This is a genomic window from Rothia sp. 18CD1-1 (genome assembly GCF_055285355.1).
This window is the reverse complement of the sequence record NZ_JBUZLI010000004.1, coordinates 1-22,995: the sequence shown is the minus strand read 5'-3', so window position 1 is coordinate 22,995 and position 22,995 is coordinate 1. Positions and strand designations below refer to the sequence as shown.

The 22,995-nt window shown below is 58.6% G+C and carries 21 protein-coding genes; 16 read left to right on the top strand and 5 right to left on the bottom strand.

The window, feature by feature from the left end:
* The first annotated feature begins 113 nt into the window (after positions 1-113).
* A complete protein-coding gene (locus ACS1BR_RS04365) occupies positions 114-1,055 on the top strand; it encodes a sugar-binding transcriptional regulator (RefSeq protein WP_463560381.1) in 942 nt (313 codons plus the stop codon).
* Positions 1,056-1,093: 38 nt separating this feature from the next.
* On the opposite strand, the gene ACS1BR_RS04360 is transcribed toward ACS1BR_RS04365, so the two are convergent.
* Positions 1,094-2,305: a NupC/NupG family nucleoside CNT transporter gene (locus tag ACS1BR_RS04360; protein WP_463560379.1), complete on the bottom strand. Its 1,212-nt coding sequence runs from the start codon at positions 2,303-2,305 to the stop codon at positions 1,094-1,096.
* 44 nt (positions 2,306-2,349) lie between these two features.
* On the bottom strand, positions 2,350-2,781 hold the full coding sequence (locus ACS1BR_RS04355; protein WP_463560377.1) for a cytidine deaminase: 432 nt from the start codon (positions 2,779-2,781) through the stop codon (positions 2,350-2,352).
* A 194-nt stretch (positions 2,782-2,975) separates the two neighbouring features.
* Between ACS1BR_RS04355 and ACS1BR_RS04350 the strand changes: the two genes are divergently transcribed.
* The 3 genes from ACS1BR_RS04350 to ACS1BR_RS04340 are packed head-to-tail and all read left to right on the top strand — an operon-like array spanning position 2,976 to position 6,631.
* On the top strand, positions 2,976-4,262 hold the full coding sequence (locus tag ACS1BR_RS04350) for a thymidine phosphorylase (RefSeq protein ID WP_463560374.1): 1,287 nt from the start codon (positions 2,976-2,978) through the stop codon (positions 4,260-4,262).
* A gap of 43 nt (positions 4,263-4,305) precedes the next feature.
* Positions 4,306-4,962: a deoxyribose-phosphate aldolase gene (gene deoC / locus ACS1BR_RS04345; protein ID WP_463560372.1), complete on the top strand. Its 657-nt coding sequence runs from the start codon at positions 4,306-4,308 to the stop codon at positions 4,960-4,962.
* A 13-nt stretch (positions 4,963-4,975) separates the two neighbouring features.
* Positions 4,976-6,631: a phospho-sugar mutase gene (locus tag ACS1BR_RS04340; protein WP_463560370.1), complete on the top strand. Its 1,656-nt coding sequence runs from the start codon at positions 4,976-4,978 to the stop codon at positions 6,629-6,631.
* A 101-nt stretch (positions 6,632-6,732) separates the two neighbouring features.
* Here ACS1BR_RS04340 and ACS1BR_RS04335 read toward each other — a convergent pair whose 3' ends face one another.
* Complete coding sequence (locus ACS1BR_RS04335; RefSeq protein ID WP_463560368.1) at positions 6,733-8,016, bottom strand: sucrase ferredoxin; 1,284 nt, start codon at positions 8,014-8,016, stop codon at positions 6,733-6,735.
* Positions 8,017-8,048: 32 nt separating this feature from the next.
* Positions 8,049-8,624: a TetR/AcrR family transcriptional regulator gene (locus ACS1BR_RS04330; protein WP_463560366.1), complete on the bottom strand. Its 576-nt coding sequence runs from the start codon at positions 8,622-8,624 to the stop codon at positions 8,049-8,051.
* Positions 8,625-8,719: 95 nt separating this feature from the next.
* Here ACS1BR_RS04330 and ACS1BR_RS04325 point away from each other — a divergent pair, with 95 nt between their 5' ends.
* From ACS1BR_RS04325 to ACS1BR_RS04290, 8 genes are all read left to right on the top strand, one after another.
* Complete coding sequence (locus ACS1BR_RS04325; RefSeq protein WP_463560364.1) at positions 8,720-9,880, top strand: ABC transporter permease; 1,161 nt, start codon at positions 8,720-8,722, stop codon at positions 9,878-9,880.
* Positions 9,881-9,907: 27 nt separating this feature from the next.
* Positions 9,908-10,312, top strand: coding sequence for an RNA-binding S4 domain-containing protein (locus ACS1BR_RS04320; protein ID WP_463560362.1), 405 nt, complete (start codon positions 9,908-9,910; stop codon positions 10,310-10,312).
* A 41-nt stretch (positions 10,313-10,353) separates the two neighbouring features.
* Positions 10,354-10,890, top strand: a complete 537-nt coding sequence (locus ACS1BR_RS04315; RefSeq protein WP_463560360.1) for a GNAT family N-acetyltransferase — start codon at positions 10,354-10,356, stop codon at positions 10,888-10,890.
* A gap of 34 nt (positions 10,891-10,924) precedes the next feature.
* Positions 10,925-12,319, top strand: coding sequence for an MATE family efflux transporter (locus ACS1BR_RS04310; protein ID WP_463560359.1), 1,395 nt, complete (start codon positions 10,925-10,927; stop codon positions 12,317-12,319).
* Positions 12,320-12,541: 222 nt separating this feature from the next.
* Positions 12,542-13,507, top strand: coding sequence for an MIP/aquaporin family protein (locus ACS1BR_RS04305; protein WP_463560357.1), 966 nt, complete (start codon positions 12,542-12,544; stop codon positions 13,505-13,507).
* 24 nt (positions 13,508-13,531) lie between these two features.
* A complete protein-coding gene (locus ACS1BR_RS04300) occupies positions 13,532-15,034 on the top strand; it encodes a DUF1846 domain-containing protein (protein WP_463560355.1) in 1,503 nt (500 codons plus the stop codon).
* A gap of 96 nt (positions 15,035-15,130) precedes the next feature.
* Positions 15,131-16,177 carry an alcohol dehydrogenase AdhP gene (adhP, locus tag ACS1BR_RS04295; protein ID WP_463560353.1) on the top strand — a complete coding sequence of 349 codons (1,047 nt, stop codon included), beginning with the start codon at positions 15,131-15,133 and terminating at the stop codon, positions 16,175-16,177.
* A gap of 165 nt (positions 16,178-16,342) precedes the next feature.
* Positions 16,343-18,331 (top strand): M13 family metallopeptidase, encoded by a 1,989-nt coding sequence (locus tag ACS1BR_RS04290; RefSeq protein WP_463560352.1) that lies wholly within the window; start codon positions 16,343-16,345, stop codon positions 18,329-18,331.
* 104 nt (positions 18,332-18,435) lie between these two features.
* Here the strand turns inward: ACS1BR_RS04290 and ACS1BR_RS04285 are convergent, their stop codons facing one another.
* Positions 18,436-20,004: an MFS transporter gene (locus tag ACS1BR_RS04285; RefSeq protein WP_463560350.1), complete on the bottom strand. Its 1,569-nt coding sequence runs from the start codon at positions 20,002-20,004 to the stop codon at positions 18,436-18,438.
* Positions 20,005-20,136: 132 nt separating this feature from the next.
* Here ACS1BR_RS04285 and ACS1BR_RS04280 point away from each other — a divergent pair, with 132 nt between their 5' ends.
* The 4 genes from ACS1BR_RS04280 (at position 20,137) to ACS1BR_RS04265 (ending at position 22,874) form a co-directional block, all read left to right on the top strand.
* Complete coding sequence (locus ACS1BR_RS04280; protein ID WP_463560348.1) at positions 20,137-20,682, top strand: TetR/AcrR family transcriptional regulator; 546 nt, start codon at positions 20,137-20,139, stop codon at positions 20,680-20,682.
* 47 nt (positions 20,683-20,729) lie between these two features.
* Positions 20,730-21,050: a putative quinol monooxygenase gene (locus tag ACS1BR_RS04275; protein WP_463560346.1), complete on the top strand. Its 321-nt coding sequence runs from the start codon at positions 20,730-20,732 to the stop codon at positions 21,048-21,050.
* Between the two features lie 154 nt (positions 21,051-21,204).
* Entirely contained in the window at positions 21,205-22,032 is an 828-nt protein-coding gene (locus tag ACS1BR_RS04270; RefSeq protein WP_463560344.1) for an NUDIX hydrolase, read from the top strand.
* Between the two features lie 17 nt (positions 22,033-22,049).
* Positions 22,050-22,874, top strand: a complete 825-nt coding sequence (locus ACS1BR_RS04265) for a thermonuclease family protein (RefSeq protein ID WP_463560342.1) — start codon at positions 22,050-22,052, stop codon at positions 22,872-22,874.
* The last annotated feature ends 121 nt before the right edge of the window (positions 22,875-22,995 follow it).

Sequence of the window (22,995 nt, the reverse complement as noted above, 5' to 3'; positions counted from 1 at the left end):
ATATTCCCGAGTTCCTGGGTTGTTTCCTAGGAACTCGGGAATATACTAGGGTTTCGGCCGGTGGACGGCCTGTAGACAGGTAGAGCTGATGTGGCTAGCTAGGGGAAGATTTTATGGATCAGCGCGATGTTCAGGCACTGCAAGCGGCAAAGCTCTACTATCGTCACAATATGAGCCAGGGTGAGGTTGCCCAAGAGATGCGTATCTCCCGCCCCACGGTGGCTAAGCTGCTTCAGCACGCTAGGTCCCGAAACTATGTCACGATCCTTGTGCACGATCCGCGAGAACACGGGGATGAGCTGGCGCTGGAACTCAGAGAGCGCTTTAACCTCACCGATGTGCGCCTGGTTTTTACCCCGCGCAATGACCGCCCCACCCTGCTCGACGGCTTAGGGCGCACCGGCGCCCAGCTCTTGTGGGAGCTTGTCGAGGATGAAATGTCTGTGGGTATTTCCTGGGGGAACACCATGTCTGCCCTGGCCCACCATCTCAGACCCAAGGACGTACACGGAGTCAGTATTATCCAGCTCAAGGGGGGGCATTCTCACTCAACCAGCACCACCAACGACATGGACACGCTTAAGCTGCTCTGCACGGCCTTCGGTGCCGAGCCCGATTCGTTGCCGCTGCCCGTGATTTTTGATAGTGCCGAGACCAAGCGGATTGTTGAGCGGGATCGACATATTGCGGGTATTTTGGAGCGGGGCCGTACCGCTGATCTTGCGGTGTTTACGGTGGGAGGGCTCTCCCGCGACGGTCTGCTGCTGAATCTGGGGTATCTGGCCGACAGCGAGATAGAGACCCTGCTTGAGCGGGCGGTGGGGGATGCCTGTTCGCGCTTCTATACGGCGGAGGGAAAGATTGCTCTGCCGCAGGTGGACGAGCGCACGGTGGGTATTTCTCTGGAAGATTTGGGGTCGAGGCCGCAGAGGCTATTGGTTGCCGGTGGGATCTATAAGGCCCAGTCTATTGCCACCGCCCTAAAGATGGGGCTGGCCACCCACCTGGTGATTGATAAAGAAACAGCCAGCCGCGTGCTGGCCCTAACGGACTAGCAGGCGGCTGGCGGCACGGGCCTACCCCTTTTGCGGGATTAGGCCAACACGATCACACCGACGATAGCGGCATTGAGCATGTTGGTGAGGAAGCCTCCGAGGAGGGCCCAGGGGCCCAGTTTTGCCACTTCTCCGCGGCGTTCGGGGACCAGCCCACCGATAGAGCCGATCTGAATTGCGATCGATGAGATGTTGGCGAACCCGGCCAGGGCGAATGAGGTGATCATAATCGACTTGGGGGACAGGCTGTCGACCGACTCCCCGAAGGAGGTGTAGCCAACGAACTCGTTAATAATTGTCTTCTGCCCAATAAAGTTGCCCACCATTCCGGCCTCGCCCCAGGGTACACCGATGAGCCAGGCAAAGGGAGCGAAGATGATACCGAAGAAGCCCTCAAGTGACCAGCCTTCCTGGCCAAAGAGGAGGCCGATACCGCCCAGTATTGCCGAGATCATGGCTATGGTTGCGATGAAGGCGATGAGCAGGCAGGCAACCGATACGGCGATTCTCCCGCCCGCCATAGCGCCGGCACCGAGAGCGTCGATAAGGTTCTTGGATTCTTCGTCGCGCACATTTTTGACGGTGGCATCGAGGTTTGATTTTTCGGTTTCGGGCATGAGGCCCTTGGCGACCAGGAGGGAGCCGGGGGCGTTCATGATGGAGGCAGCCAACAGGTATTCCAGCGGGGCGCCGAGAAGCGAGTAGCCGATCAGGGTGGAGCCTGCCACCGAGGCAAATCCGCCGGTCATGCAGGTGAAAAGTTCCGAACGGGTGAGCTTGGGCAGGTAGGGCCTAATCACCAGAGGTGCCTCTGACTGGCCCAGGAAGATCACGGTGGCGGCCCAGACAGATTCCACCTTTGAGGTGCCCATGATTTTTTTGATGGCCGTCCCCACGTACTCAACGAAATACTGGATAATGCGCATGTAGTAGAGCGCGGAAATCAGGGCACCCAGAAAGATGATGACCGGCAGCACGTTGAGGGCGAAGATGAAGTTCTCGCCAAGGAGACCACCGAACACGAATTCGGTTCCCCGATTGGTGAACTCGGTGAGTTTCCCCAGCCCGCGGGCCACCGCTTCAAGAGCTTTGAACCCCGGTTCCCAGGCGAGCACGAGGAAGGCGAAAATAACCTGAAGCAGCAGGCCCATGCCGATGGTGCGCCACCTAATATTTTTTCGAGACCGCGACAGCGTGTAAATGAGCGCGAGAATCACGACAATGCCCAGTAGACCTTGTAAACGTTCCATAATGTACCAAACCTAGATGGGTGAATGTATGAATAGATGATGTTTTAGAGGGATTCGGGCCCGAAGGAGTGGGGCAGAATTTCTTCAAAGCTAATACTCCGCGGCTCACCCTCTTCCATGACAATAACCCGCTTGCAGTCGAATTCTCGAAGGAACTGGCGGCAGGCTCCGCAGGGATAGCAGGGCTCGGCTTTGAGCCCGACCACTGCGGCGGCCAGAATCCGGGGCGGGTGGGGCAGGTGCCCGTCGGGGGCGGTGCTTGGCCCGGTGATAATCATGCGGGCGGCGGCGGTGCGTTCGGCGCAGGTGCCCACGCCGTAGGAGGCGTTTTCGACGTTGCAGCCGGTGACCACGCGGCCGTCGTCGAGCAGCAGTGCCGCGCCGACGGGAAATTCGGAGTAGGGTGCCCATGCGTGGTGCGCGGCTTCTCGCGCCAGATCGAGGAGTTCGGTGTCGGTCGGTGTTGGGGTGCTCATTGGTGTTTCCTTCCCTGGGTTTCTGGGGCGGAGCGGGCCCACCACCAGTATAGAACAAAAATAAAAATCATAATTGACAAATGTTCTAGTAATGATAATAATGGGAGTTACCAAGCAACACAAGAGTTCCACAAACTCTAGTCAAAACCACAGATCCATCAATCGGCCTCATACGCGAAACCAAAGGAGTTGTCATGGCTGAGAAGTTCGATGCAGTAGACATTATTAGGATCAAGCGTGACCGGGGAACACTCAGCCCCGAAGAAATCGACTGGGTTATTGACGCCTACACCCGCGGTGTCGTGGGCGACGAACAGATGGCGGCCCTCAACATGGCCATCTTCCTTAACGGCATGAACCGCCAAGAAATAGCCCGCTGGACCAAGGCCATGATAGCCTCCGGCGAAACCATGGATTTCAGCTCACTCTCCAAAGTCACCGCCGACAAGCACTCCACCGGAGGTGTGGGCGATAAAATTACTCTCCCGCTGGCACCGCTGGTTGCCGCCTTCGGCGTCGCCGTACCGCAGCTCTCCGGCCGGGGCCTGGGGCATACCGGCGGTACCCTAGATAAGCTTGAGGCCATCCCCGGATGGCAGGCAGAGGTCAGCAACGAGCGTCTCATGGAAATCCTCGAAGACCCCGGCTGCATTATCTGCGCCGCCGGATCCGGCCTGGCCCCGGCAGATAAAAAGATTTACGCACTGCGGGACATCACCTCGACGGTTGAGGCAATCCCTCTCATCGCATCCTCCATCATGTCCAAGAAAATCGCCGAGGGAACCGCATCGCTGGTTCTCGATGTCAAGGTGGGTTCGGGTGCGTTCATGAAAGACCTGGGGCAGGCGCGCGAGCTGGCACAGACCATGGTTGACCTGGGTACTGACGCGGGAGTAAAAACCACCGCCCTGCTCACCGACATGTCCACCCCGCTGGGCCGTAAGATCGGCAACGCCCTGGAGATTGAAGAGTCGGTGGAGGTCCTTGCCGGTGGCGGCCCGGCCGATGTCGTTGAACTGACTCTGGCTCTGGCACGCGAAATGCTTGAGGCCGCGGGGGTGCACGACGCTGACCTTGAGGGCGCGCTCAAAGACGGCCGGGCTATGGATAAGTGGAAGCAGATGATTATCGCCCAGGGCGGCGACCCCGATGCCGCTCTTCCCAGGGCGCCCCACACGCACGATGTGGTCGCCGACCGCGACGGCTACCTGACCGAGCTCGACGCCCTGGCTGTGGGTGTGAGCTCCTGGCGATTGGGGGCAGGCCGCGCCCGCAAGGAGGACCCCGTGCAGGCGACCGCCGGTATCGAGCTGCACGCGACCAAGGGCGAGAAGGTGACCCGGGGGCAGAAGCTTTTCACCCTGCACACCGAGACCCCCGACAGGTTTGAGCGCGCGCTGGAGACCCTTCGGGGAGGCTTTGAGATCACCGAGGCCCCGCTTGAAGATGAGCGCGCAATTATTCTCGACCGCATCGGCTAACTCCCTTTCCCTCATCCACTATCTATTTCGACAGGAGATAAACATGGCTACTCGTTCAGAGGTTGCGCAGATGGTTGACCACACCCTGCTCAAGCCCGAGGCTACCCACCGGCAGGTTAAAGAACTGGCGGAGGAAGCCGGCACCTTGAAAACCTATTCGATCTGTATTTCACCGAGCCTGCTACCGGTTGAGGTTCCGGCCGGCGTGCACGTGGCAACCGTGGTGGGTTTCCCCTCGGGTGCCGTCAAGTCGGAGGTGAAGGCCGCCGAGACGGCGCAGGCGGTTGCCGACGGTGCCGAGGAGATCGACATGGTGGTCAACCTTGCGTTCGTCAAAGAGCATGATTTTGAGGCGGTAGAGGCCGACATTGCGGCGGTGCGGGCCGCTGCTCCGGCTCCGGCAATTGTGAAGGTGATCATCGAGTCTGCCGCTCTCACCGATGAGGAAATTGTGGCCACCTGCAAGGCAGCTGAACGTGCGGGGGCGGATTTTGTGAAGACCTCCACGGGATTTCACCCGGCCGGGGGCGCCTCGGTTCAGGCCGTGAAACTGATGGCCGATACCGTGGCCCCCCGCCTGGGGGTGAAAGCCTCGGGTGGCATTAGAGATGCCGCTACCGCACAGGCGATGATTGATGCCGGTGCCACCCGGCTGGGGCTCTCATCATCCGCTACTGTTTTGGCCGGATTCGACGAGTAAGGAGATAAAGACAATGTCTCACGTATCAAAGACCGAGCTTCTGGAAACCGCCCGCCGGTGGGCGGAGCACGACCCCGATCCGGACACGCGGGCCGAGGTTGAGGCCCTGGTGGCCAGCGGTGACGTGCAGACGCTGGCCAGCTATTTCGCCGGCCCCCTGTCTTTTGGTACGGCGGGGTTGCGCGGCAAGATTGGGGCCGGTGAGTCTCAGATGAACCGGGCGGTGGTTATCCGCACCACCGCGGGCCTCATGGAGGTTCTCAATGAGCGGGTGGAGACCCCCCTGGTGGTGGTCGGTTGCGACGCCCGGCACGGTTCTGCCCAGTTTCACCGGGATGTGGCGGACGTGGTGGCGGCTGCCGGTGGCCGGGCGCTGGTGCTGCCGGCCCAGAACCCTACCCCGTTGACCGCCTACACTGTTCGGGCGCTGGGTGCCGATGCGGGGGTCATGGTGACTGCCTCCCACAATCCACCGCAGGATAACGGCTATAAGGTCTACCTGGGGGGAAGGGTAGTTTCCGGTGCTGGCCAGGGGGTACAGATCGTACCGCCCTATGATGAGCTGATTGCGGCGGCTATTGATCGGGCACCGGCGGCGGATATGGTGCCGCGTAGCGGCGGTAGCGGCTCCGTGGAACAGCTGGATACCCGTCAGGAATATATCAACCGGGTGGCCGCGCTGGCGGCGGATGCTCCTACCGATCTCAAGATAGTGCTCACACCCATGCACGGTGTGGGTGGCGATCTTGCCCTGCGAGCGCTTGCCGCTGCGGGTTTTGACGATGTTCACCTGGTTGCCGATCAGGCTCAGCCTGACCCGGATTTTCCCACCGTCGCTTTTCCCAATCCCGAAGAGCCGGGTGCGCTCGACTGCGCTATTGCTACGGCGGAGTCTGTGGGGGCGGATCTTATTCTTGCCCTTGATCCCGATGCTGACCGGTGTGCGGTTGCCGCACCCCGCGATACTGGCTGGGTGCAGCTGAGCGGTGATGAGACCGGTGCCCTGCTGGGAGACTATCTGGTACAGCCAAGCGGTGTGTTGGCTAATTCGGTGGTGTCGGGTCGCCTGCTGGGGCAGATTGCTCGGGCGCGTGGCGCCGAGTGGGTGAACACTCTGACCGGTTTTAAGTGGATTGCGCGCACTCCGGGCCTGATCTTCGGCTATGAGGAGGCGATCGGTTACTGCTGTGATCCTCAGGCTGTGGCTGATAAGGACGGCATTTCGGCGGCGGTCACGGTGGCCGGCATGGCAGCCCGGTTGAAGGCTCAGGGCAAGAGTCTTTTTGACAGGCTCGACGACCTTGCCCGCGAATTTGGGGTGTACCGGACTCGGCCGCTGACCTTCCGTTTTGACGATGTGAGTCTTATAGCCCCCAAGCTGGCTGAGATTCTGAAGAATCCTCCGGCAACGCTGGCCGGTGCGGCCGTGGTGGAGAGCGCCGATATGGGGCAGGGTTACCGCGGTCTCGGTGCGACTCCGGGGCTGGTGCTGGTGACCGACCGCGATGATCGGGTGATTATCCGGCCGTCGGGGACCGAGCCCAAGCTCAAGTGCTATCTTGAGGTGGTTCTTCCTCCCGGTGACCCGGAGGCGCCGGTTGACTGGGCCGGCGCGGATGCCCGGCTGGATTCCATTGTTGCCGATTTGAGGGCGGCTCTGGGTCTATAGCGTTGTGTTTTCGCGGGCGGGTGCGGCACTGCACGGTAGGTGCCGCACCCGCCCGTAGTGTGTGCCGGTTTTCTCCCGCGGCTTCTTACGGGTGTATCCGCTTACCGTTTTACGGTGTTCTCGTTTTTACCCGGGGGGTCGAGGGGGTCGATGCCACGCACCTCAAGACTTTTTTCTGGTGCGGCTTTTTTGCCGCACGAGGCGGGTACGGGATCGGTTTTTTGGGTCTCGATGTGCACACTCCAACGGCGTCCGTCGCTGTGGCATACCAGTACCTGCCGCCCCTCGTGCCGGGGCGTGTCCTCGCTGTGTCGACTGTCGTGTCCGGTGGATGCGGCCGCTCGTTTTGCCTCCCGCTTGAGCGCTTTCATCTCTGCCCGGAATTTTCGGTAGTCCGCGTTGAGCTGGTTGAGCTCCACCAGCTCTTCAATGCTTGCTTGACCGTGTTTGAGTTTTCGGTAGAGGTGTTTGGCCCTGTGTTTTTTGGCCGCCTGTTCGAAAGACCGGGCCTGCTGTCGAGATGTTTTCTTGTCGTCGCTGAAAGCGGCGGTTTTGTGTGTTTTGTTTTTCTGTTTCTTAGTGCGGTGGAAGGAGAGCTCGGTAAAATGTGGCTCCTCACCGTCTTTGAGCAGTAGTCGCCTCACCGCGATATCTGCCGCCTGTTGCAGGGAATTCAGTGATGAGTGTCCGCGCAGACCCTCCAGGGTCGGTAGGTTGTGTTCTTCTAGGTTGATGGTTGCTGACAGCGCGGACTCGGGGGTGAGTCTGCCGTAGACGTAGCCGCTGGGTAGGAGCAGGCCGGTGGGAGCGTAGCGGTGGCCGCCGATGTGTGAGCATTCCCAGACGGTGTCGCGGGGTCGGAGCTGAGCGAGGTAGCTGGCGACGGGCCGCCCCCGCAGGGCACAGCAGCGGTCGCGTTTGGAGTGGGCGCAGATCAGGGTAATAGTCTGTTTTTCCCACCGGTGGGCACCGGGGATACGGGCCGGTTCAGCCAGGGGAAGGTGAAGAAGTTCCTCCGGCAAATTGACGGTGAAGGTCCACAGGGCAGGGGCGGGGCTGGCTGACTCGGCGATGAATACCCGTCGGCCACCGGAGGGAGTGGTGTCCCTGCTACCGGGTTTGCGAATCAGCAGAAATGTGTATCCGGTCTCTTTTTTGACTGTTGAGTTGATCTTTTTGGCCAGGTCGCGGTTGATTGCGGTGCCGTCGAGGATGCTCCGGCCCCAGCTACCGGGCTGTTCCAGGGCAACCCAACCGCGCGCTCGGGGAGCTGTGCCGGCCAGATTACCGGTGTTAAAGGTTGAGCAGCTTCCGGCGGGGACCGTGGGAAAACGAATTTTTGTGAGGCTTGCTTCCTGCTCGGTGTTAGCGGTCTCGCGTGTCATGCAACCAGCATAGGCCACCGTTCGGCGGTCGGCTACCCGGGCAGAAGCTGAGCACCCAGGTGGGCAAGCTGGACGGGGTCTGCGGAGGTATCGACGGATATTCGTACGGTATAGCCATGGAAGAGCATGAGGATCTGATCTGCGGTGCGCTCTGCCAGCTCAAGGGGTTTTTCTGTTTTGTTTTCTGCCCAGGGAACCAGCGTTTTTGCCAGGCTGTTTCTGACGTGGCCGAGGTTATGTTTCGCTATGTCGCGCAGTGCGGGAGTGTTGACCGCTTCACCCATAAGTGTCAGGACAGCCCCTAGCTGGATGGGGAGGGAGGTGTCACCGGTGGTGATGAATCGATAGAATTCGGCCGGGGTGATGGAGTCTGGGTAGGTTTTCGAGAGTGTCTCACGCAGGGTTTCAAAAGCCTGGCTTGCCGCTGCTTTGAGGATTTCCTCTTTGCCAGCAAAGTGCGAGTAGATAGATCCTGCTGAGAACCCGGATTCTTTAATGATGTCGTTTATTGACGTAGCGCTGAAGCCTTTACGAGAGAAGCAGATGAGAGCGGCTTCGGTAATGCGGTGGCGGCGAGCCTTCCGGGTTTGGGGGGTAAGCTTGGGCATAAAAACAGAATACATGTTTTGTTTATAAAAATCTTCGTGCTAGTGTGGCTCTCACAAACAAAATATATATTCTCTTTACTGAAAGAAGGTTGGTTATGGAAGCCTCCACAGACTCACCCCCGAAAGCCCGCACACAATCCAACAGCAACTGGGCCAGGATCTGTCTTACTGCCCTTCTCGCCACTACCGTGGCAGCACTGGTGGTTCTGGCCTTTACCTGGCCCACAAAAACCTCGGAACCCAAGAATCTCCCGGTCTCGATCTCTGGACCGGAGGCAAGTATTAGCCAGGTTGAAAACACGCTCAGAGAAAGATCCCCCGGAACCATCACCTTTGTGGAGGCAGACTCTAGAGAAGACGCCGTACAGCAAATTGAAGAGCAAACAACCTACGGTGCCATCGTGCTCGGTGAAGACAGCACAGCCGCTCCCGAGATTCTCACCTCACCGGCAGCAAGCCCCGCAGCCGCCCAAATACTCACCCAGATATCCCAGCAGATGACCGCCCAGTTTCAAGAACAAACGATTCAGGCCCAAACAGCCCAGCTTCAGGCGGTGATCGACTCCGACCGGGATCCCGCAGCTGTTGCCCAGGCAAGCACCCAATTGCAGTCTCTCCAGGCAAATCAGCAGATTGCAGAAGCTACCACGGTGACCATCACGCCCGTGATCGAGCTTTCATCCGAGGATCCTCAGGGTGCTGGGCTGGCTATAGCAACCAGCCTTCCCCTGGTATTGGGGGGCATGATAGGCGGCATAATTTCGCTCTTTTCGGTGACCGGGGCCTGGCAGCGACTCGCCACCGTTACCCTCTACAGTATTCTGGTAGGGCTTGCGCTCACCCTCATGCTGCACACCTGGTTTGGATTTATCGGCGGTAGTTTCAGCACGATTTGGTTGGCTTTTACCGTTGCCAGTCTAGCCACCGGTGCACTGATCGTGGGTCTAGGCACGCTGTTTAGCAAGCGGGCGGGGGCTACGCTCGGCGTTGCGCTTACCGTACTGGTGGGCAATCCCCTCTCCTCCACATCCACCCCCTGGCAATTTCTTCCCGCCCCCTGGGGAGAGATAGGTCAGCACATGATTCCCGGCGCATCCTCCTCACTGCTGCGTACGCTCTCCTACTTCCCGGAAGCCTCCACCGTATCCCAGTGGAGCACACTCCTTATCTGGACAGCAGCGGGTATTCTCTGTCTAATCTGCGGATGGTATATCCACGAGGCCCGGGCCGGCAGAGCCAAGCAGTATCTAGCCTAGACCCTGCGGTGGCGGTAACCTGGTGCTATGCCCCAAGACAGCGCCCAGGCTACCGCCGCCGTAAGCCCCACCCGTATTGACGTGTGGCTGTGGTCGGTACGGATTTTTAAAACCCGGTCACTGGCAAACACCGAGGTCAGGGCGGGGCACGTCCGCGTTAATGGCGATCATGTCAAACCGTCCCACAGGGTGAGCCCCGGAGACACCGTGCGGGTACGCTACCCCGGTTGGGAGCGTATTTTTGAGGTGAAGAAAACAATCACCAAACGGGTGGGCGCACCGGAGGCCGCCACCTGCTATGAGGATCTTTCCGGTCCCCGCCCGGCCCACCTCAGTGCCGGGTTGCTCCCCCGGCGAGATCGCGGCACCGGCCGCCCCAGCAAAGCAGAACGCCGCGAGCTCAACAGGTTACGCGGCTATGAAAAGGAGTAGGGTCCCCGCCGGCTCACCGGGTAGGAAGGTAATATCTGCGTATGGATTTTATTCTTCGCCAGGGTACCGTTGAAGATTCTGCGGCCGTAGCAGAGTTAGCTGCCCTCACCTTTCCCGATGCCTGCCCACCGCAACTTGGGGAACAGGATATCGGGGCATTTATTGAGGGCAACCTTTCTCCCCGCCATTTTGACATGTACCTTTCGGACTCCCGGTATATCGTGCAGCTGGCCGCCTCTGTCGCCGGCGATCTTCTGGGCTATTCGCTTTCGGATACGCGGGCACCGGCCCCCGCATCCATCCCCCAGCCCGCCGGGTACATCAGTAAATTTTATGTTGTCCGCAAGACACGCGGTACCGGCCTAGCCCAAGAACTCATGCAGCTAACCTTGAGCGCCCTCCAAGCACGGGGCCTGCGCGCTGCCCACCTGGGGACAAGCACCGAAAATGCCGCCTCCAATGCTTTCTACCGGAAGTGCGGTTTTAGGCCCGCCGGCTTTCGCGAATTTTCGGTGGGAAACACCGTCTGTACAGATAACCTATGGTTCTACACCCTTGAAGATCTTCCCGCACAGTAAGGGGGCGCTCGGCGGTCCCGGGTAGGCTTGAATCATGTCCGAGCACGCCCAGTCCCCAGAAATAGCCCCTCAGCCGACCTCTTCTCGCGGGCGAGGTAGCCTTAACCGCCAGATTATTGCCCTGGCCCTGCCAGCCTTTGGTGCGCTCGTTGCGGAGCCGCTCTTTGTGCTGGGTGATACCGCGATTGTGGGCCACCTGGGTAGCGCTCAGCTTGCCGGGCTCACGCTGGGGTCCACCGTGATTCAAACGGTGGTGGGTCTGATGGTTTTCCTGTCCTATTCGACAACCCCCGCGGTAGCCCGCGCTTTTGGTGCCGGAAAAATACACGACGCCTACCGGGCCGGTCGCGACGGCGCATGGGCCGCCTTGCTCATTGGGACGGTGCTTGCCGGTGCGGGATGGGTCCTCACCGTACCCCTGTTGCGCGCCCTGGGTGGAACCGGTGAAATTGTGGTGTACGCCGAGCAGTATTTGCGGCCCTCCTGGCTGGGGCTTCCGGCCATGCTGCTGGTGCTGGCTCTCACGGGGGCCCTGCGGGGTTTTCAGGATACAAAGAGCCCCCTCTATGTTGCCGCTGTCGGGGCGGCGGTCAACCTGGGGTTGTCCTGGGTTTTGGTGTACCCGGCCGGGTGGGGTGTGGCCGGATCCGCTGTAGCTACGGTGATTATTCAGTGGCTGATGGCCCTGGCGCTGGTGCTGTTTTTGGTGCGCGGTTTTTTCCGCCACGGGGTGGGACTGGGTCCGGAAGCTGCGGGAGTGATGAAAGTTTTCAGCCTGGGCTCCTGGCTGATGCTGCGCACTCTTTCCATGCGTCTTGCCCTGCTTGCTACCGTTTTTGTGGTTACCCGCCAGGGGGTGGAGAATCTAGCAGCCTACCAGCTGACCATGAGTTTCTTTAGCTTTCTCGCTTATGCGCTCGATTCCCTGGCAATAGCCGCCCAGGCACTGCTGGGTAAAGAGATGGGTGCCAGCGATGTGGCATCGCCATCGGGTCGGGCCGCTGTGCTGGAGCTCAAGGATCGGCTGGTGCGGTGGAGCCTGTGGTTTGGTGTTGTCACCGGTGCGCTCTGCCCCCTGGTGGGGTTTGGCGGCGCCTGGATTTTTACCTCGGATAGTCAGGTGCAGTATCTTTTCTCTCTGGCTCTGCTGGTGGTTGCGCTGGGGCAGCCTCTGGCCGCCTATGTTTTTGTGCTTGACGGCGTGTTGATCGGTGCCCAGGATTTCCGCTATCTTGCGCTGGCGGCCTGCGCAGTCCTGTGTGTCTACCTGCCTATGCTACTGGCGGTAGCCTTGGTTTTTGGGCGCGGTTCCGCGGAGGGACCCGATGCGGTAGGTTTTGTGTGGCTTTGGGCGGCCTATGCGGTAGGTTATATGGGTCTTCGCGCTCTCACCCTCGGATGGAGGGTGCGAAAAGGTACCTGGTTTTAGGTACACTGCGGCGTTTGCGTGCGCCCCGTAAGAGCCGCGCACTCTCAGCGGCGGTGAAATTAGACACACATAGCGGCGGGTTTGGGGAGATTTAGCTTTGGTGCCCCGGCACCTTTATTCCGCATCCTTGACTCGCTCCACGGTCGTGGCCGACAATATACAGGGAAAACCAAATAAACAGATATAAACACACACAAAACAACTTTTGCTTTGGAGACCGCTATGCACACCATCAGCCCCTACCTGGCCGAATTCCTCGGCACCATGATTATGGTTCTGATTGGCTGCGGGTCCATCGCAACGGTGGAGCTCAAACGTTCCAAAGGCTACGGCGATAACTTTTATACCATTGCCTTCGGCTGGGGTTTTGCGGTGGCATTCGGTGTCTACGCCTCCCACCACTATTCGGGCGGCCACCTCAACCCCGCGGTCTCCCTGGGGCTTGCCGCTTACGGCGAATTCGACTGGGCCATGGTGCCCGGATACATGGTTTCGCAGCTGGCAGGTGCCATGGCCGGGGCGGCCTTCGTCTATCTCAACTACCTACCCCACTGGAAGGCCACCGCTGACCCCAAGATCAAACTGGGCGTTTTCTCCACCGTGCCCGCCATTCACAACTACTTCACCAATGCTCTTTCCGAAATCATTGGTACGTTTATGCTGGTCTTTTCGGCTCTCTACGTGGGCGTAAACTTTACCCCAACCCTCGAGGGAGCATCACCGCTCACCCTCGACCTCAATGACGTCCTCAAACCCCTGGCCTTTGGATTTATGGTGGCTGTGCTGGTGATCGGCCTGGGCGGCCAAACCGGTTACGCTCTCAACCCGGCCCGGGATCTCGGCCCCCGCATCATGCACGCGCTGCTCCCCATTCACGGCAAAGGCAGCTCCCGCTGGTTCTACGCCTGGGTTCCGATCTGCGCACCCCTGGCAGGCGGATTCATGGGCGGCACCTTCTTCAACCTCTACTACCACGGGGAGGCCACCCCCATGCTCTTTGTCTCAGCGGCAGCCGCCCTGGCCGTGCTCCTCTTTGGGCTTTGGGCCAATAAGCACATGTACCTGTCCCCGTCGGGGGTTGTGGTTCCCGAGGAAGAGACCACGGTGGCCACCGCGGCATCGGCAGCGGCAACCTACATCCCCGAAGAGGCGGACTCCAGCAGGCAGACCGGGCAGAAAGGGGAATAAGGCTGCGGTGGCGGTTCTGGGTCTATGCTTGAAAGTATGAACGTACACGGTTTTGACCGCGAGAAATATATTGAAATGCAGTCCGCCCATATCCGGGCCCGCCGCGAAGAAATCGGCGGCAAGCTCTACCTCGAGATGGGCGGAAAACTCTTTGACGATATGCACGCCTCCCGTGTGCTTCCGGGGTTTACCCCCGACAATAAAATTGCCATGCTTGAGCAAATCCGTGATGAGGTGGAGATCCTCATCTGCATCAACGCCAAAGATCTTGAACGCCACAAAATCCGCGCCGACCTGGGCATAACCTACGAAGACGACGTGCTGCGGCTCATCGATGTTTTTCGGGACCGGGGTTTTTTGGTGGAGCACGTGGTCCTCACCCAAATGGAAGATGACGACCGCCTGGCGAGCGCTTTTAAAGAGCGGCTGGAGCGGCTGGGTATGCGGGTAAGCCGGCACCGCGTTATTCCCGGCTACCCCACCAACATGGACCTTATTGTCTCCGACGAGGGCCTGGGAAAAAACGAGTTTGCCCAAACCACCCGTGATTTGGTGGTGGTGACCGCGCCGGGGCCGGGGTCGGGTAAGCTGGCCACCGCGCTGAGCCAGGTCTACCACGAGCACCGGCGCGGTGTGCGGGCCGGGTACGCCAAATTTGAGACTTTCCCTATCTGGAATTTGCCCATTGAGCACCCTGTGAATCTTGCCTACGAGGCGGCCACCGTCGATCTCAACGACGCCAACGTGATTGATCCTTTCCATCTCTCGGCCTATGGGCAAAGCACGGTCAACTATAACCGCGATGTCGAGGCTTTTCCGCTGCTGCGCACCCTGCTTGAGCGGGTCACCGGAGAGACCCCCTACCGGTCACCCACCGATATGGGGGTGAATATGGCGGGTAACTGTATTACCGATGATTCCGTGTGCCGTGAGGCCGGTAGGCAGGAGATTATCCGCCGCTATTTTAGGGCGCTGGTTGATGAGGCCCGCGGGGGCCTGGGTTCCACCCAGTCGGATCGGGCTGCGGTGGTGATGGCTAAGGCAGGTGTTGAGGTAACCGACCGGGACACGGTGGACCCGGCCCGGAAGCTTCAGGAGGAGACCGGCCTGCCGGCGGCAGCGATTCGTCTGCACGATGGCACCATAGTTTCTGGCAAGACCACCGACCTGGTGGGGTGCTCGGCCACGGTCTTGCTTAAGGCTTTGCGGCATCTGGCGGGTATCGACGAAAACCAGCATTTGCTCTCCGATGAGGCGATCGAGCCTATTCAGCGGCTCAAGATTCAGCATTTGGGGAGTAAGAATCCGCGTCTACACACCGATGAGGTGCTGATTGCGCTCTCTGTTTCTGCCTCAACCGACCGCAGGGCAGGTCAGGCTCTGGAGCAGCTCAAAAATTTGCGGGGTTGTGATCTGCATGTCACCACGATTCTCGGGTCGGTTGACGAGCGGATTTTCCGTAATCTGGGGATTCTGGTGACCTCGGACCCCGTGTTTCAGCGGAAGTCTCTCTACCAGAAACACTAGGGAGACGATATTCTAGATATGTACCGTACGGTCCCGTGGGGAATCGAGGCCGTGGCCGGTATGTCCTATACACAGATGTATGAGAATGAGGCAGATATGTCTACTTTTCCCGAAAAATTTACTGCCGCGGTCGTCGATGATTTTGCGCAGCCGATCAATGTTCGTGAGCTGGAGCTTCCTGAGCCCGGCCCCCATCAGGTTCTTGTTAAACTGCTCGCCTCGGGTGTTTGCCACACCGATTTGCATGCCGCCGAGGGTGACTGGCCGGTCAAGCCTCAGCCTCCTTTTGTGCCCGGTCACGAGGGGGTCGGTGAGGTTGTGGCCCTGGGTAGCGGTGATCTTGCCGGTATAGAGCTGGGCGATATTGTGGGTAATGCCTGGCTCTGGAGTGCCTGCGGCCAGTGCGAATTCTGTTTGACCGGGCGTGAAACGCTCTGTCTGAAGTCAGAGTACGGTGGCTATACTCAAAACGGTTCTTTCGGCGAGTACATGCTGGTTGATGCCCGCTACGCTCCCCGCCTACCCAAGGGTGTTGACCCCGTGGAGGCCGCACCGATTCTCTGTGCCGGGGTTACCGTCTATAAGGCGCTTAAAAACAGTGAGGTGAAGCCCGGACAGTGGGTGGCTATCTCCGGTATTGGTGGCCTGGGCCATATTGCGGTGCAGTATGCTGTGGCTATGGGTATGCGTGTTGCGGCGATTGATGTGGCCGATGACAAGCTGGAGCTTGCCCGGCGCCTGGGTGCGGAGATGACGGTTAACGCCCGAGAGTTGGGCGATCCCGTGGCTGCCCTGAAAGAGGCGACCGGCGGTGGCGCCCACGGGTTGGTGGTGACCGCTGTTCATCCATCGGCCTTCCAACAGGCGATTGGTATGTCGCGCCGCGGTGGCACTATCGTGTTTGTGGGTCTGCCTCCCCAGGATTTTCCCGCCTCGATTTTTGATATTGTGTTCAATTCACTGACCATTCGCGGCTCGCTGGTGGGTACCCGCCAGGATATGGCTGAGGCCATCGATTTCTATGTGCAGGGTAAGGTAAAGCCCAACGTTGAGGCGGTCAAGCTTGAAGATATCAACGAAATTTTTGAGCGTATGCACGCCGGCGGGATCGACGGTCGTATCTCAATCGACTACCGTAACTAGCTTTTCTGTGTCCGCACGGTAGGGCGGTGCCGGCGCATCTTAGGACGCGCCGGCGCCGCCTTTTGCTGTGTCTTCGCGTGGGGAATATTGTGGTTGTCTTCACCGCCCGCATAATTATTGGGCGGCAATGTTCAAAACCGGCGCCTCCCTCATAAACTTGCTGGTATGACTACCAAATCTTCTGGAATTGACCTCCAATACGTTGACCGCTCTGTCTCCCCCGGCGATAATTTTTTTCGCCATGTTAACGGTGTCTGGCTAGATAGTCATGAGATACCGGCGGATCGCTCTAAAGACGGCGGCATGTATAGACTCCGCGATGAGGCAGAGGAAAAAGTTCGCGCTATTATTGAGCACATTGCCGCACAGGATCCTGCTTCGCGTATCGGTGCGCTCTATAACTCTTTCATGGATATCCAGAAGATTAACGGTGATGGCGCTGCCCCCCTGCATACCGAGGTGCAGCCGATCCGTGAGGCGGTGACGAAGGAAGAACTGCTGTCAGCACTGGCTGAGGCCGATCGTGCGGGGGTGGGTGGCCCCCTGGGATGGTATACCAGTATCGATGCCAAGAACCCCGAAAAATATGTGGTGTACCTGGTGCAGTCGGGGCTGGGCTTACCCGATGAGAGCTACTACCGTGAAGAGAAGTATGCGGATATTCGGGCGGCATACCTGCGGCATATTGAGCGAATGTTCGAGTTGACCGGTCTTGACGAATCGTGGGGTGCCCCTGCCGGTGACCTTGCCCGGAGGGTCATGGATTTTGAGACTGAGATTGCCAGCTATCACTGGGATAAGGTCACCCTGCGCGATGCGGATAAGCGCTATAACCCCTACAGTGCCGCGGAGCTTAATGAGAAGTTTCCCGGTTTTGACTATTCCACCTGGATAGGGCGGCTGGGTTCATCGGTTGAGCGGTTTGGAACCCTGATCGTGGGTCAGCCATCTTTCTTTGAGAATTTTTCGAGGCTGTGGGAGTCTGCTCCCCTTGATGATTGGAGGCTCTACCTGGTGTGGAAGACCATTGGTGCTCGCGCCCCCTATCTCAGCGATGATCTGGTCCTCGCCCATTTTGATTTCTACGGTAAGACCCTTTCGGGTACCGAGCAGTTGCGTGAGCGCTGGAAGCGCGGGGTTTCGGTGGTTGAGGATCATTTGGGTGAGGAACTGGGTCAAGAGTATGTTGCCGTCCATTTTCCGCCGGAGTATAAGCAGAAGATGCTGGCACTGGTGGGTAACCTGCTTGAGGCATACCGGCAGGCGATAGGTTCGCTGGAGTGGATGAGCGCATCTACCCGCGAGCGGGCCCTTGATAAGCTGTCCAAATTTGTGACCAAGGTTGGCTACCCCGAGAGGTGGCGGGATTATTCTTCGCTTCAGCTGGTTGAGGGGGACCTCCTGGAGAATGTGCGCCGCGCCCTTCTTTTTGAGCATGATTTTCAGTTGAGCCGGATTGGTCAACCGGTTGATAGGGACGAGTGGCTAATGAGTCCGCAGACCGTGAATGCCTACTATATGCCGCCGGCAAACGAGATCGTATTCCCGGCAGCTATCCTACAGCCGCCCTACTTTGATCCTACGGCCGATGATGCTGCTAATTACGGTGGCATTGGTGCGGTCATTGGGCACGAGATTGGGCACGGTTTTGATGATCAGGGGTCAAAATATGACGGCAGTGGGGCGCTGAATAACTGGTGGACGGATGGGGATCGTGAGGAATTTACCGCGCGTACTTCTGCCCTGGTGGACCAGTACAGTGCCTATACCCCGGAGGGGCTTGACCCTGCCCAGTACCGGGTGAACGGTGAGCTCACCCTGGGAGAGAATATTGGTGATTTGGGTGGGCTGTCCATTGCTTTGCGGGCTTACCGGATTGCCCTGGAGGCCCGGGGGCTTTCTCTGGATACCGCTCCGGTGATTGACGGTATGAGTGCTCTACAGCGGGTATTCTATGCCTGGGCTCAGGGGTGGCGCACCAAGTCCCGTGTGCAGCATGCGCAGATGATGCTCTCGGTTGATCCGCATTCGCCCGATGAGTTTCGGGTAAACGGCGTAGTGCGCAATGTTGATGAGTTTTATGAGGCTTTTGGGGTGGGCCCGGAGAGCGCCCTGTACCTGGCCCCGGAAGATCGGGTGAAGATCTGGCTTTAGTTTAGTGAGGCTACCGGCCTATATTCTGTATCCCGGTGGACTGGTTTTGTGATTGTGGGCTGAGACCCGCGGCTGTGCGCGGGTCTCAGCGGCCTGTAGCGGTTTTAGTGTTCTGCCGCTTCGGCGTTGGGGTCTGCGGTGCGCAGCATGAACCATGCCATGGTTGCGGCGAAGAGCATGAGCAGGGCGCTGATTCCGGTGGTCCACACGACTCCCGAGTCAAAGGCGTGCCGGGCTGCTTCGAGAAGCTGGCCGTCCAGGGGAGAATCTAGACCGGTAGCTAGCTGTACCGCTCCACCCAGGGTTTCTGAGGCCAGGTGCTGTTGGCTTTCGGTGAGCCCCTCGGGGAGCACAATGTGCAGCCTGTAGGCGGCAGTGAGTATGCCCCCGAGGATGGCTGTTCCCATGACCGCGCCGATTTCGTAGGAGGTTTCGGAGATGGCTGAGGCCGCACCTGCTTTTTCGGGTGAGACGGAGGAGAGCATGAGGTCGTTGGAGAGGGTTTCTGATGTTCCTGCTCCCAGTCCCAGCAGAATAAAGGAGACCATGAGCACCGCGGTGGATTCGCCGCCGAGCGTGTAGACCAGTCCGTAGGCTACGGCGTTGAAGAGGAGGCCCAGCGAAACCAGTTTTGCCGGGTGGATGCGCGGAACCAGGCGAACTACCAGTAGACCGGTGGCCATGGAGACCAGGGTTCCGGGGATGAGGAAGAGGCCCGCTTCCATGGCCCCCATACCCACAACCAACTGTAGGTGCTGTGAGATGAAATAGATGTAGCCGACCATGGACATCACTGCCAGCAGGTTTGCCGATATGGCGCCGGTAAAGACTTTGTTGGTGAAGAGTCTCATGTCGAGCATGGGTATATCCCGGGTGAGCTGGCGGCGCACGAAGGCCCAGCCTGCAAGCAGCCCGAGTACGAGGGTGCCCGCGAAGATAAGGTCGATACCGCCCTCGGCTAGGTGCTTAATCGCGTAGGTGATGGATGTCATGGCTACCATGACCAGGGCGATGGCGAGCGGGTCAACAGGGCCGGGGTTAGGGTCTTTCGATTCCGGAATGAGGAAGGGGGCCAGTACCAGGAAGGGAATGAGCACCGGTACCGCCATCATGAAGACCGCCCCCCAGTGAAAGTGTTCAAGAATAAATCCACCGACCACCGGTCCCAGCGCCGCACCACTGCCAAACCCTGCGGCCCAGATGGCCAGCGCTGTGCGGCGTTCGTTGGGGTTAGGGAAAATATTGCGGATGAGGGACAGGGTCGAGGGCATCAGCATAGCGCCGAAGAAGCCCAGTGCTGCGCGGGCGGTGATGAGCCAGGCCGCCGAGGGGGCAAATGCGGCTAGCGCCGAGATAACCGCGAACCCCGTGGAGCCGATCATGAGCAGTTTTTTTCGCCCGATGCGGTCGCCGATGCTGCCCATGGGGACAAGTAGACCGGCCAACACCAGGGAGTATGCGTCGATAATCCACAGCTGCTGCACACCGCTGGGTCCCAGTGCCTGCGAGATTTTGGGGATAGCGAAGGAGAGTACCGTGTTGTCTATGGAGACCAAAAGCACCGGGAGCATGAGCACGGCAAGTGCTGACCAGCGCTGACGCGGTGTGGTTTTGGGGGGTCGGCTATTTCCAGCCTGCGAGTTAATGACCGGGATAGGGGCTGTCAGGGGCATAGTTCACCTCTTAGATTAAGTAGTTTTGTCTGCTAATAAAGGAACCGGTCGACCTACTGTACTGGCTGGACGGTTCGCCCTCTAGACTGTACCAACTGGACGGTAAACTTTCAATACGTTAGGTTTGTGACTATGAGCGCCAGAGAAAAAATACTTTCCGCCTATGAGACGCTGCTGCTGCACGGGGGTGAGAAAGCTGCAACCCTCGATGCGGTTGCCAAGTCGGCCGGAGTTTCTAAGGGCGGACTCCTCTATCATTTTCCCTCGAAGGAGTCCCTGATTCAGGGGTTGCTTGAGCATTTTGAGCGGCTTTCTCGCGAGGATGCCGAGCTCATGCGAACCGCACAGGAGGGTGCCTCTGCCTACTATGTCAACACTTCTTTTTATCGGGATAGCCCCTTTGATCGTGCTCTTATTGCGGTGAGTAGGCTGGCGCAGGAGGCCAATCGGCAGGCGTCCGTGGCGCTTGAAAAGTCGCAGGAGCTGGTGACTGAGCTTATTTTGGCAGAGGTGGGAGACCCAGATGTTACTCGAGCAATTATTTTGCTTGCCGACGGCATGTACTATAACGCCGCTTTTATGGGTGCTACCGGCAGCGCCCGGGAGCGTAGGACTGAGGAAAATGACCGGCGAGTTCTCTTTGAAACAATCAAAATTTTGAAGTCAGCGGCGAGCTAGCCGCCTAGAATGAAAGATGACACTATTATTTTTATCAGGAGTATCCCTTGATTTTTATTACCGTGAAATACCGGGTGAAACCCCAGCTGGCAGAGGATTTTATAGCAGCTATGGGTGATTTTACCGAGGCCACCCGCGCCGAACCGGGCAATAAATGGTTTGACTGGTTCCGTTCTGTTGAGGATCCTCACGAGTTTGTGCTGCTTGAGGCATTTGATGATGATGCCGGTGAGGCACACGTGAACTCTGAGCATTTTGCTCAGGGCTTGGAGACCATGCGTCCTTTTTTGGTCGCTACCCCGAAGATCGTATCCCGCCAGATTGAGGGTGATGGCTGGGATACCATGGGAGAGCTTCAGATCGACTAGCGATTTTTTCCGGTACCTGGAGAAGTAGCGAATAATTTTATAAAAACCGGTGTGCAATGCGGTTGCATACCGGTTTTTACGTGAAAGCGGTTTTTTTCACTAGAATAAATGGTGAGGTAGTGAAAAGGTAAGTAGACGGGACCAGGAGGTTTTAATGGTGGCCCTTCCGCACCAACCGCATAATCAGGTGGCGCAGGATCCTGCCGATACGCAGGGTGGTGCAGCAACCCTTGCTGTTTCAACGGTGATTCTTGCCCTGCGTAAAAAGGAGGGTGCTACACAGAATTCTCTATGGCTGCCCCTGGTGCGGCGTCTCCGGGAGCCTTATAAGGGGCAGTGGGCTCTTCCCGGTGGCCCGCTGCCCGCAGAGCTTTCGCTGGAGCAGGCGGCGGCTTCCACGCTTAAACGCGCCACCGGCCTGGTACCCGGTTACCTGGAGCAGCTTTATGCTTTTGGGGAGATTAATCGTACTCCCGGCCAGCATATGCCTTCCGGAGACGGCTCTCTGTCAGGTTCGGAGACGGGCCCGGCAGTCGCCCGCACCGTCTCGGTGGTTTACTGGGCTTCTATTCCGGCTAACGAGGTCAGCCGTACCCGTGTGCACGAGAATATTCGCTGGTTTCCCGCAGATGACCTGCCCGTGCTCGCTTTTGATCACAACGAAATTGTTGAGTACGCCCTCTACCGGTTGGAGCGCAAGGTGGAGCATTCCCGTATCGCGCATTCTTTTTTGGGGGATGAGTTTACGCTGGCCCAGCTTAGAGAGGTGTATGAGGCGATTCTGGGTAGGGAGCTTGATCCCGCTAATTTTCGCAGACAGATTGCCGCGTCGAAGTCGATTATTGATACGGGCAAGAGGGTTGAGGGGACCCGGCACCGCCCGCCGCGGCTCTACCGCTATGACCATTCGCAAGCATACGCCGATCAGGGGCCTTTGGGGATGTACCGTGCTGCCGCGGAGCTAGCAGCTAAAAGTAACTAGTTTTCTTGAGGGTTTCTATGAAGTTTTTTCGGGTGTTTATTCCGGCCGGTATTGGACTGCTTACATTGGCGGGTTGCGGGCAGGCGGCGGACGATGCCGCTGTCTCTTCCTCCCCCAGTTCTAGTTATGCTGACGGGCAGGCCGCAACCGTGACGTCGGTGGAGTCCGCTAATACGGTGACCGTTGATATTGATGGGGTGCAGAGGCAGGTTCGTCTGCTTAATGTGGTGGCTCCCTCGGAAAACAACAATGTGCTTTCGGGTTCCTGCCTTGTGGAGGAGTCTACCGACTATCTCAGGCAGAAGTTACCCGAGGGCACACCCGTGACTTTACGTTTTGATGATTCCTTGGTGGGTTCTTCGGGTTATCTCGACGCCGCACTCTACTCCGGCGATAGTTTTGTTAACGCCGAGGTGATGCGAGCGGGTATGGCGACCACTACTTTCTCGACTCCGGAGGATCGGTTTTATGGCGAGGTTTCGCGGGCTCAGCAGCAAGCAGCTGAGCAGAGGGTGGGCCTGTACTCGCAGGATACTGATTGCACTATCCCCCACCGGATTAAGACCGCTACCGAGCAGGCCAGAGATGCTTCACGTATTGCCGATGAGAACGAGCGTGCTATCGCGTACCAGGAAGCATCGGCTATTTACAACTCACTAAACAGCGAAGCCGATGAGCCTTCCCGCTGGGTGGGGTCGATCGTTACCCTCGACGCGGTGTCTCAACAACTTGATACCCTCAAAGAAACTCTGGGAGAGAACTACCGCGATGAGAACGGTCTGACCCCACAGGATCATGCTTCAGCCAGTGTTTTGATGACACGGCCTGCTGACCAGCCCTAATCCCCCTTCATCTCTGGGTTCGGATACGGGGTTAGCCCCCCGGGGAAGAAAAAAGAAGGGATGGGAAGAACAAACCCACCACCCCCGCAAGAAGGAGCAAGCAGATCACAGACACAACCTC

Coding starts and splice junctions, on each gene's coding strand:
- ACS1BR_RS04365 (WP_463560381.1), top strand. CDS start 114: ATGGATCAGCGCGATGTTCAGGCACTGCAAGCGGCAAAGCTCTACTAT.
- ACS1BR_RS04360 (WP_463560379.1), bottom strand. CDS start 2,305: ATGGAACGTTTACAAGGTCTACTGGGCATTGTCGTGATTCTCGCGCTC.
- ACS1BR_RS04355 (WP_463560377.1), bottom strand. CDS start 2,781: ATGAGCACCCCAACACCGACCGACACCGAACTCCTCGATCTGGCGCGA.
- ACS1BR_RS04350 (WP_463560374.1), top strand. CDS start 2,976: ATGGCTGAGAAGTTCGATGCAGTAGACATTATTAGGATCAAGCGTGAC.
- deoC (WP_463560372.1), top strand. CDS start 4,306: ATGGCTACTCGTTCAGAGGTTGCGCAGATGGTTGACCACACCCTGCTC.
- ACS1BR_RS04340 (WP_463560370.1), top strand. CDS start 4,976: ATGTCTCACGTATCAAAGACCGAGCTTCTGGAAACCGCCCGCCGGTGG.
- ACS1BR_RS04335 (WP_463560368.1), bottom strand. CDS start 8,016: ATGACACGCGAGACCGCTAACACCGAGCAGGAAGCAAGCCTCACAAAA.
- ACS1BR_RS04330 (WP_463560366.1), bottom strand. CDS start 8,624: ATGCCCAAGCTTACCCCCCAAACCCGGAAGGCTCGCCGCCACCGCATT.
- ACS1BR_RS04325 (WP_463560364.1), top strand. CDS start 8,720: ATGGAAGCCTCCACAGACTCACCCCCGAAAGCCCGCACACAATCCAAC.
- ACS1BR_RS04320 (WP_463560362.1), top strand. CDS start 9,908: ATGCCCCAAGACAGCGCCCAGGCTACCGCCGCCGTAAGCCCCACCCGT.
- ACS1BR_RS04315 (WP_463560360.1), top strand. CDS start 10,354: ATGGATTTTATTCTTCGCCAGGGTACCGTTGAAGATTCTGCGGCCGTA.
- ACS1BR_RS04310 (WP_463560359.1), top strand. CDS start 10,925: ATGTCCGAGCACGCCCAGTCCCCAGAAATAGCCCCTCAGCCGACCTCT.
- ACS1BR_RS04305 (WP_463560357.1), top strand. CDS start 12,542: ATGCACACCATCAGCCCCTACCTGGCCGAATTCCTCGGCACCATGATT.
- ACS1BR_RS04300 (WP_463560355.1), top strand. CDS start 13,532: ATGCTTGAAAGTATGAACGTACACGGTTTTGACCGCGAGAAATATATT.
- adhP (WP_463560353.1), top strand. CDS start 15,131: ATGTCTACTTTTCCCGAAAAATTTACTGCCGCGGTCGTCGATGATTTT.
- ACS1BR_RS04290 (WP_463560352.1), top strand. CDS start 16,343: ATGACTACCAAATCTTCTGGAATTGACCTCCAATACGTTGACCGCTCT.
- ACS1BR_RS04285 (WP_463560350.1), bottom strand. CDS start 20,004: ATGCCCCTGACAGCCCCTATCCCGGTCATTAACTCGCAGGCTGGAAAT.
- ACS1BR_RS04280 (WP_463560348.1), top strand. CDS start 20,137: ATGAGCGCCAGAGAAAAAATACTTTCCGCCTATGAGACGCTGCTGCTG.
- ACS1BR_RS04270 (WP_463560344.1), top strand. CDS start 21,205: ATGGTGGCCCTTCCGCACCAACCGCATAATCAGGTGGCGCAGGATCCT.
- ACS1BR_RS04265 (WP_463560342.1), top strand. CDS start 22,050: ATGAAGTTTTTTCGGGTGTTTATTCCGGCCGGTATTGGACTGCTTACA.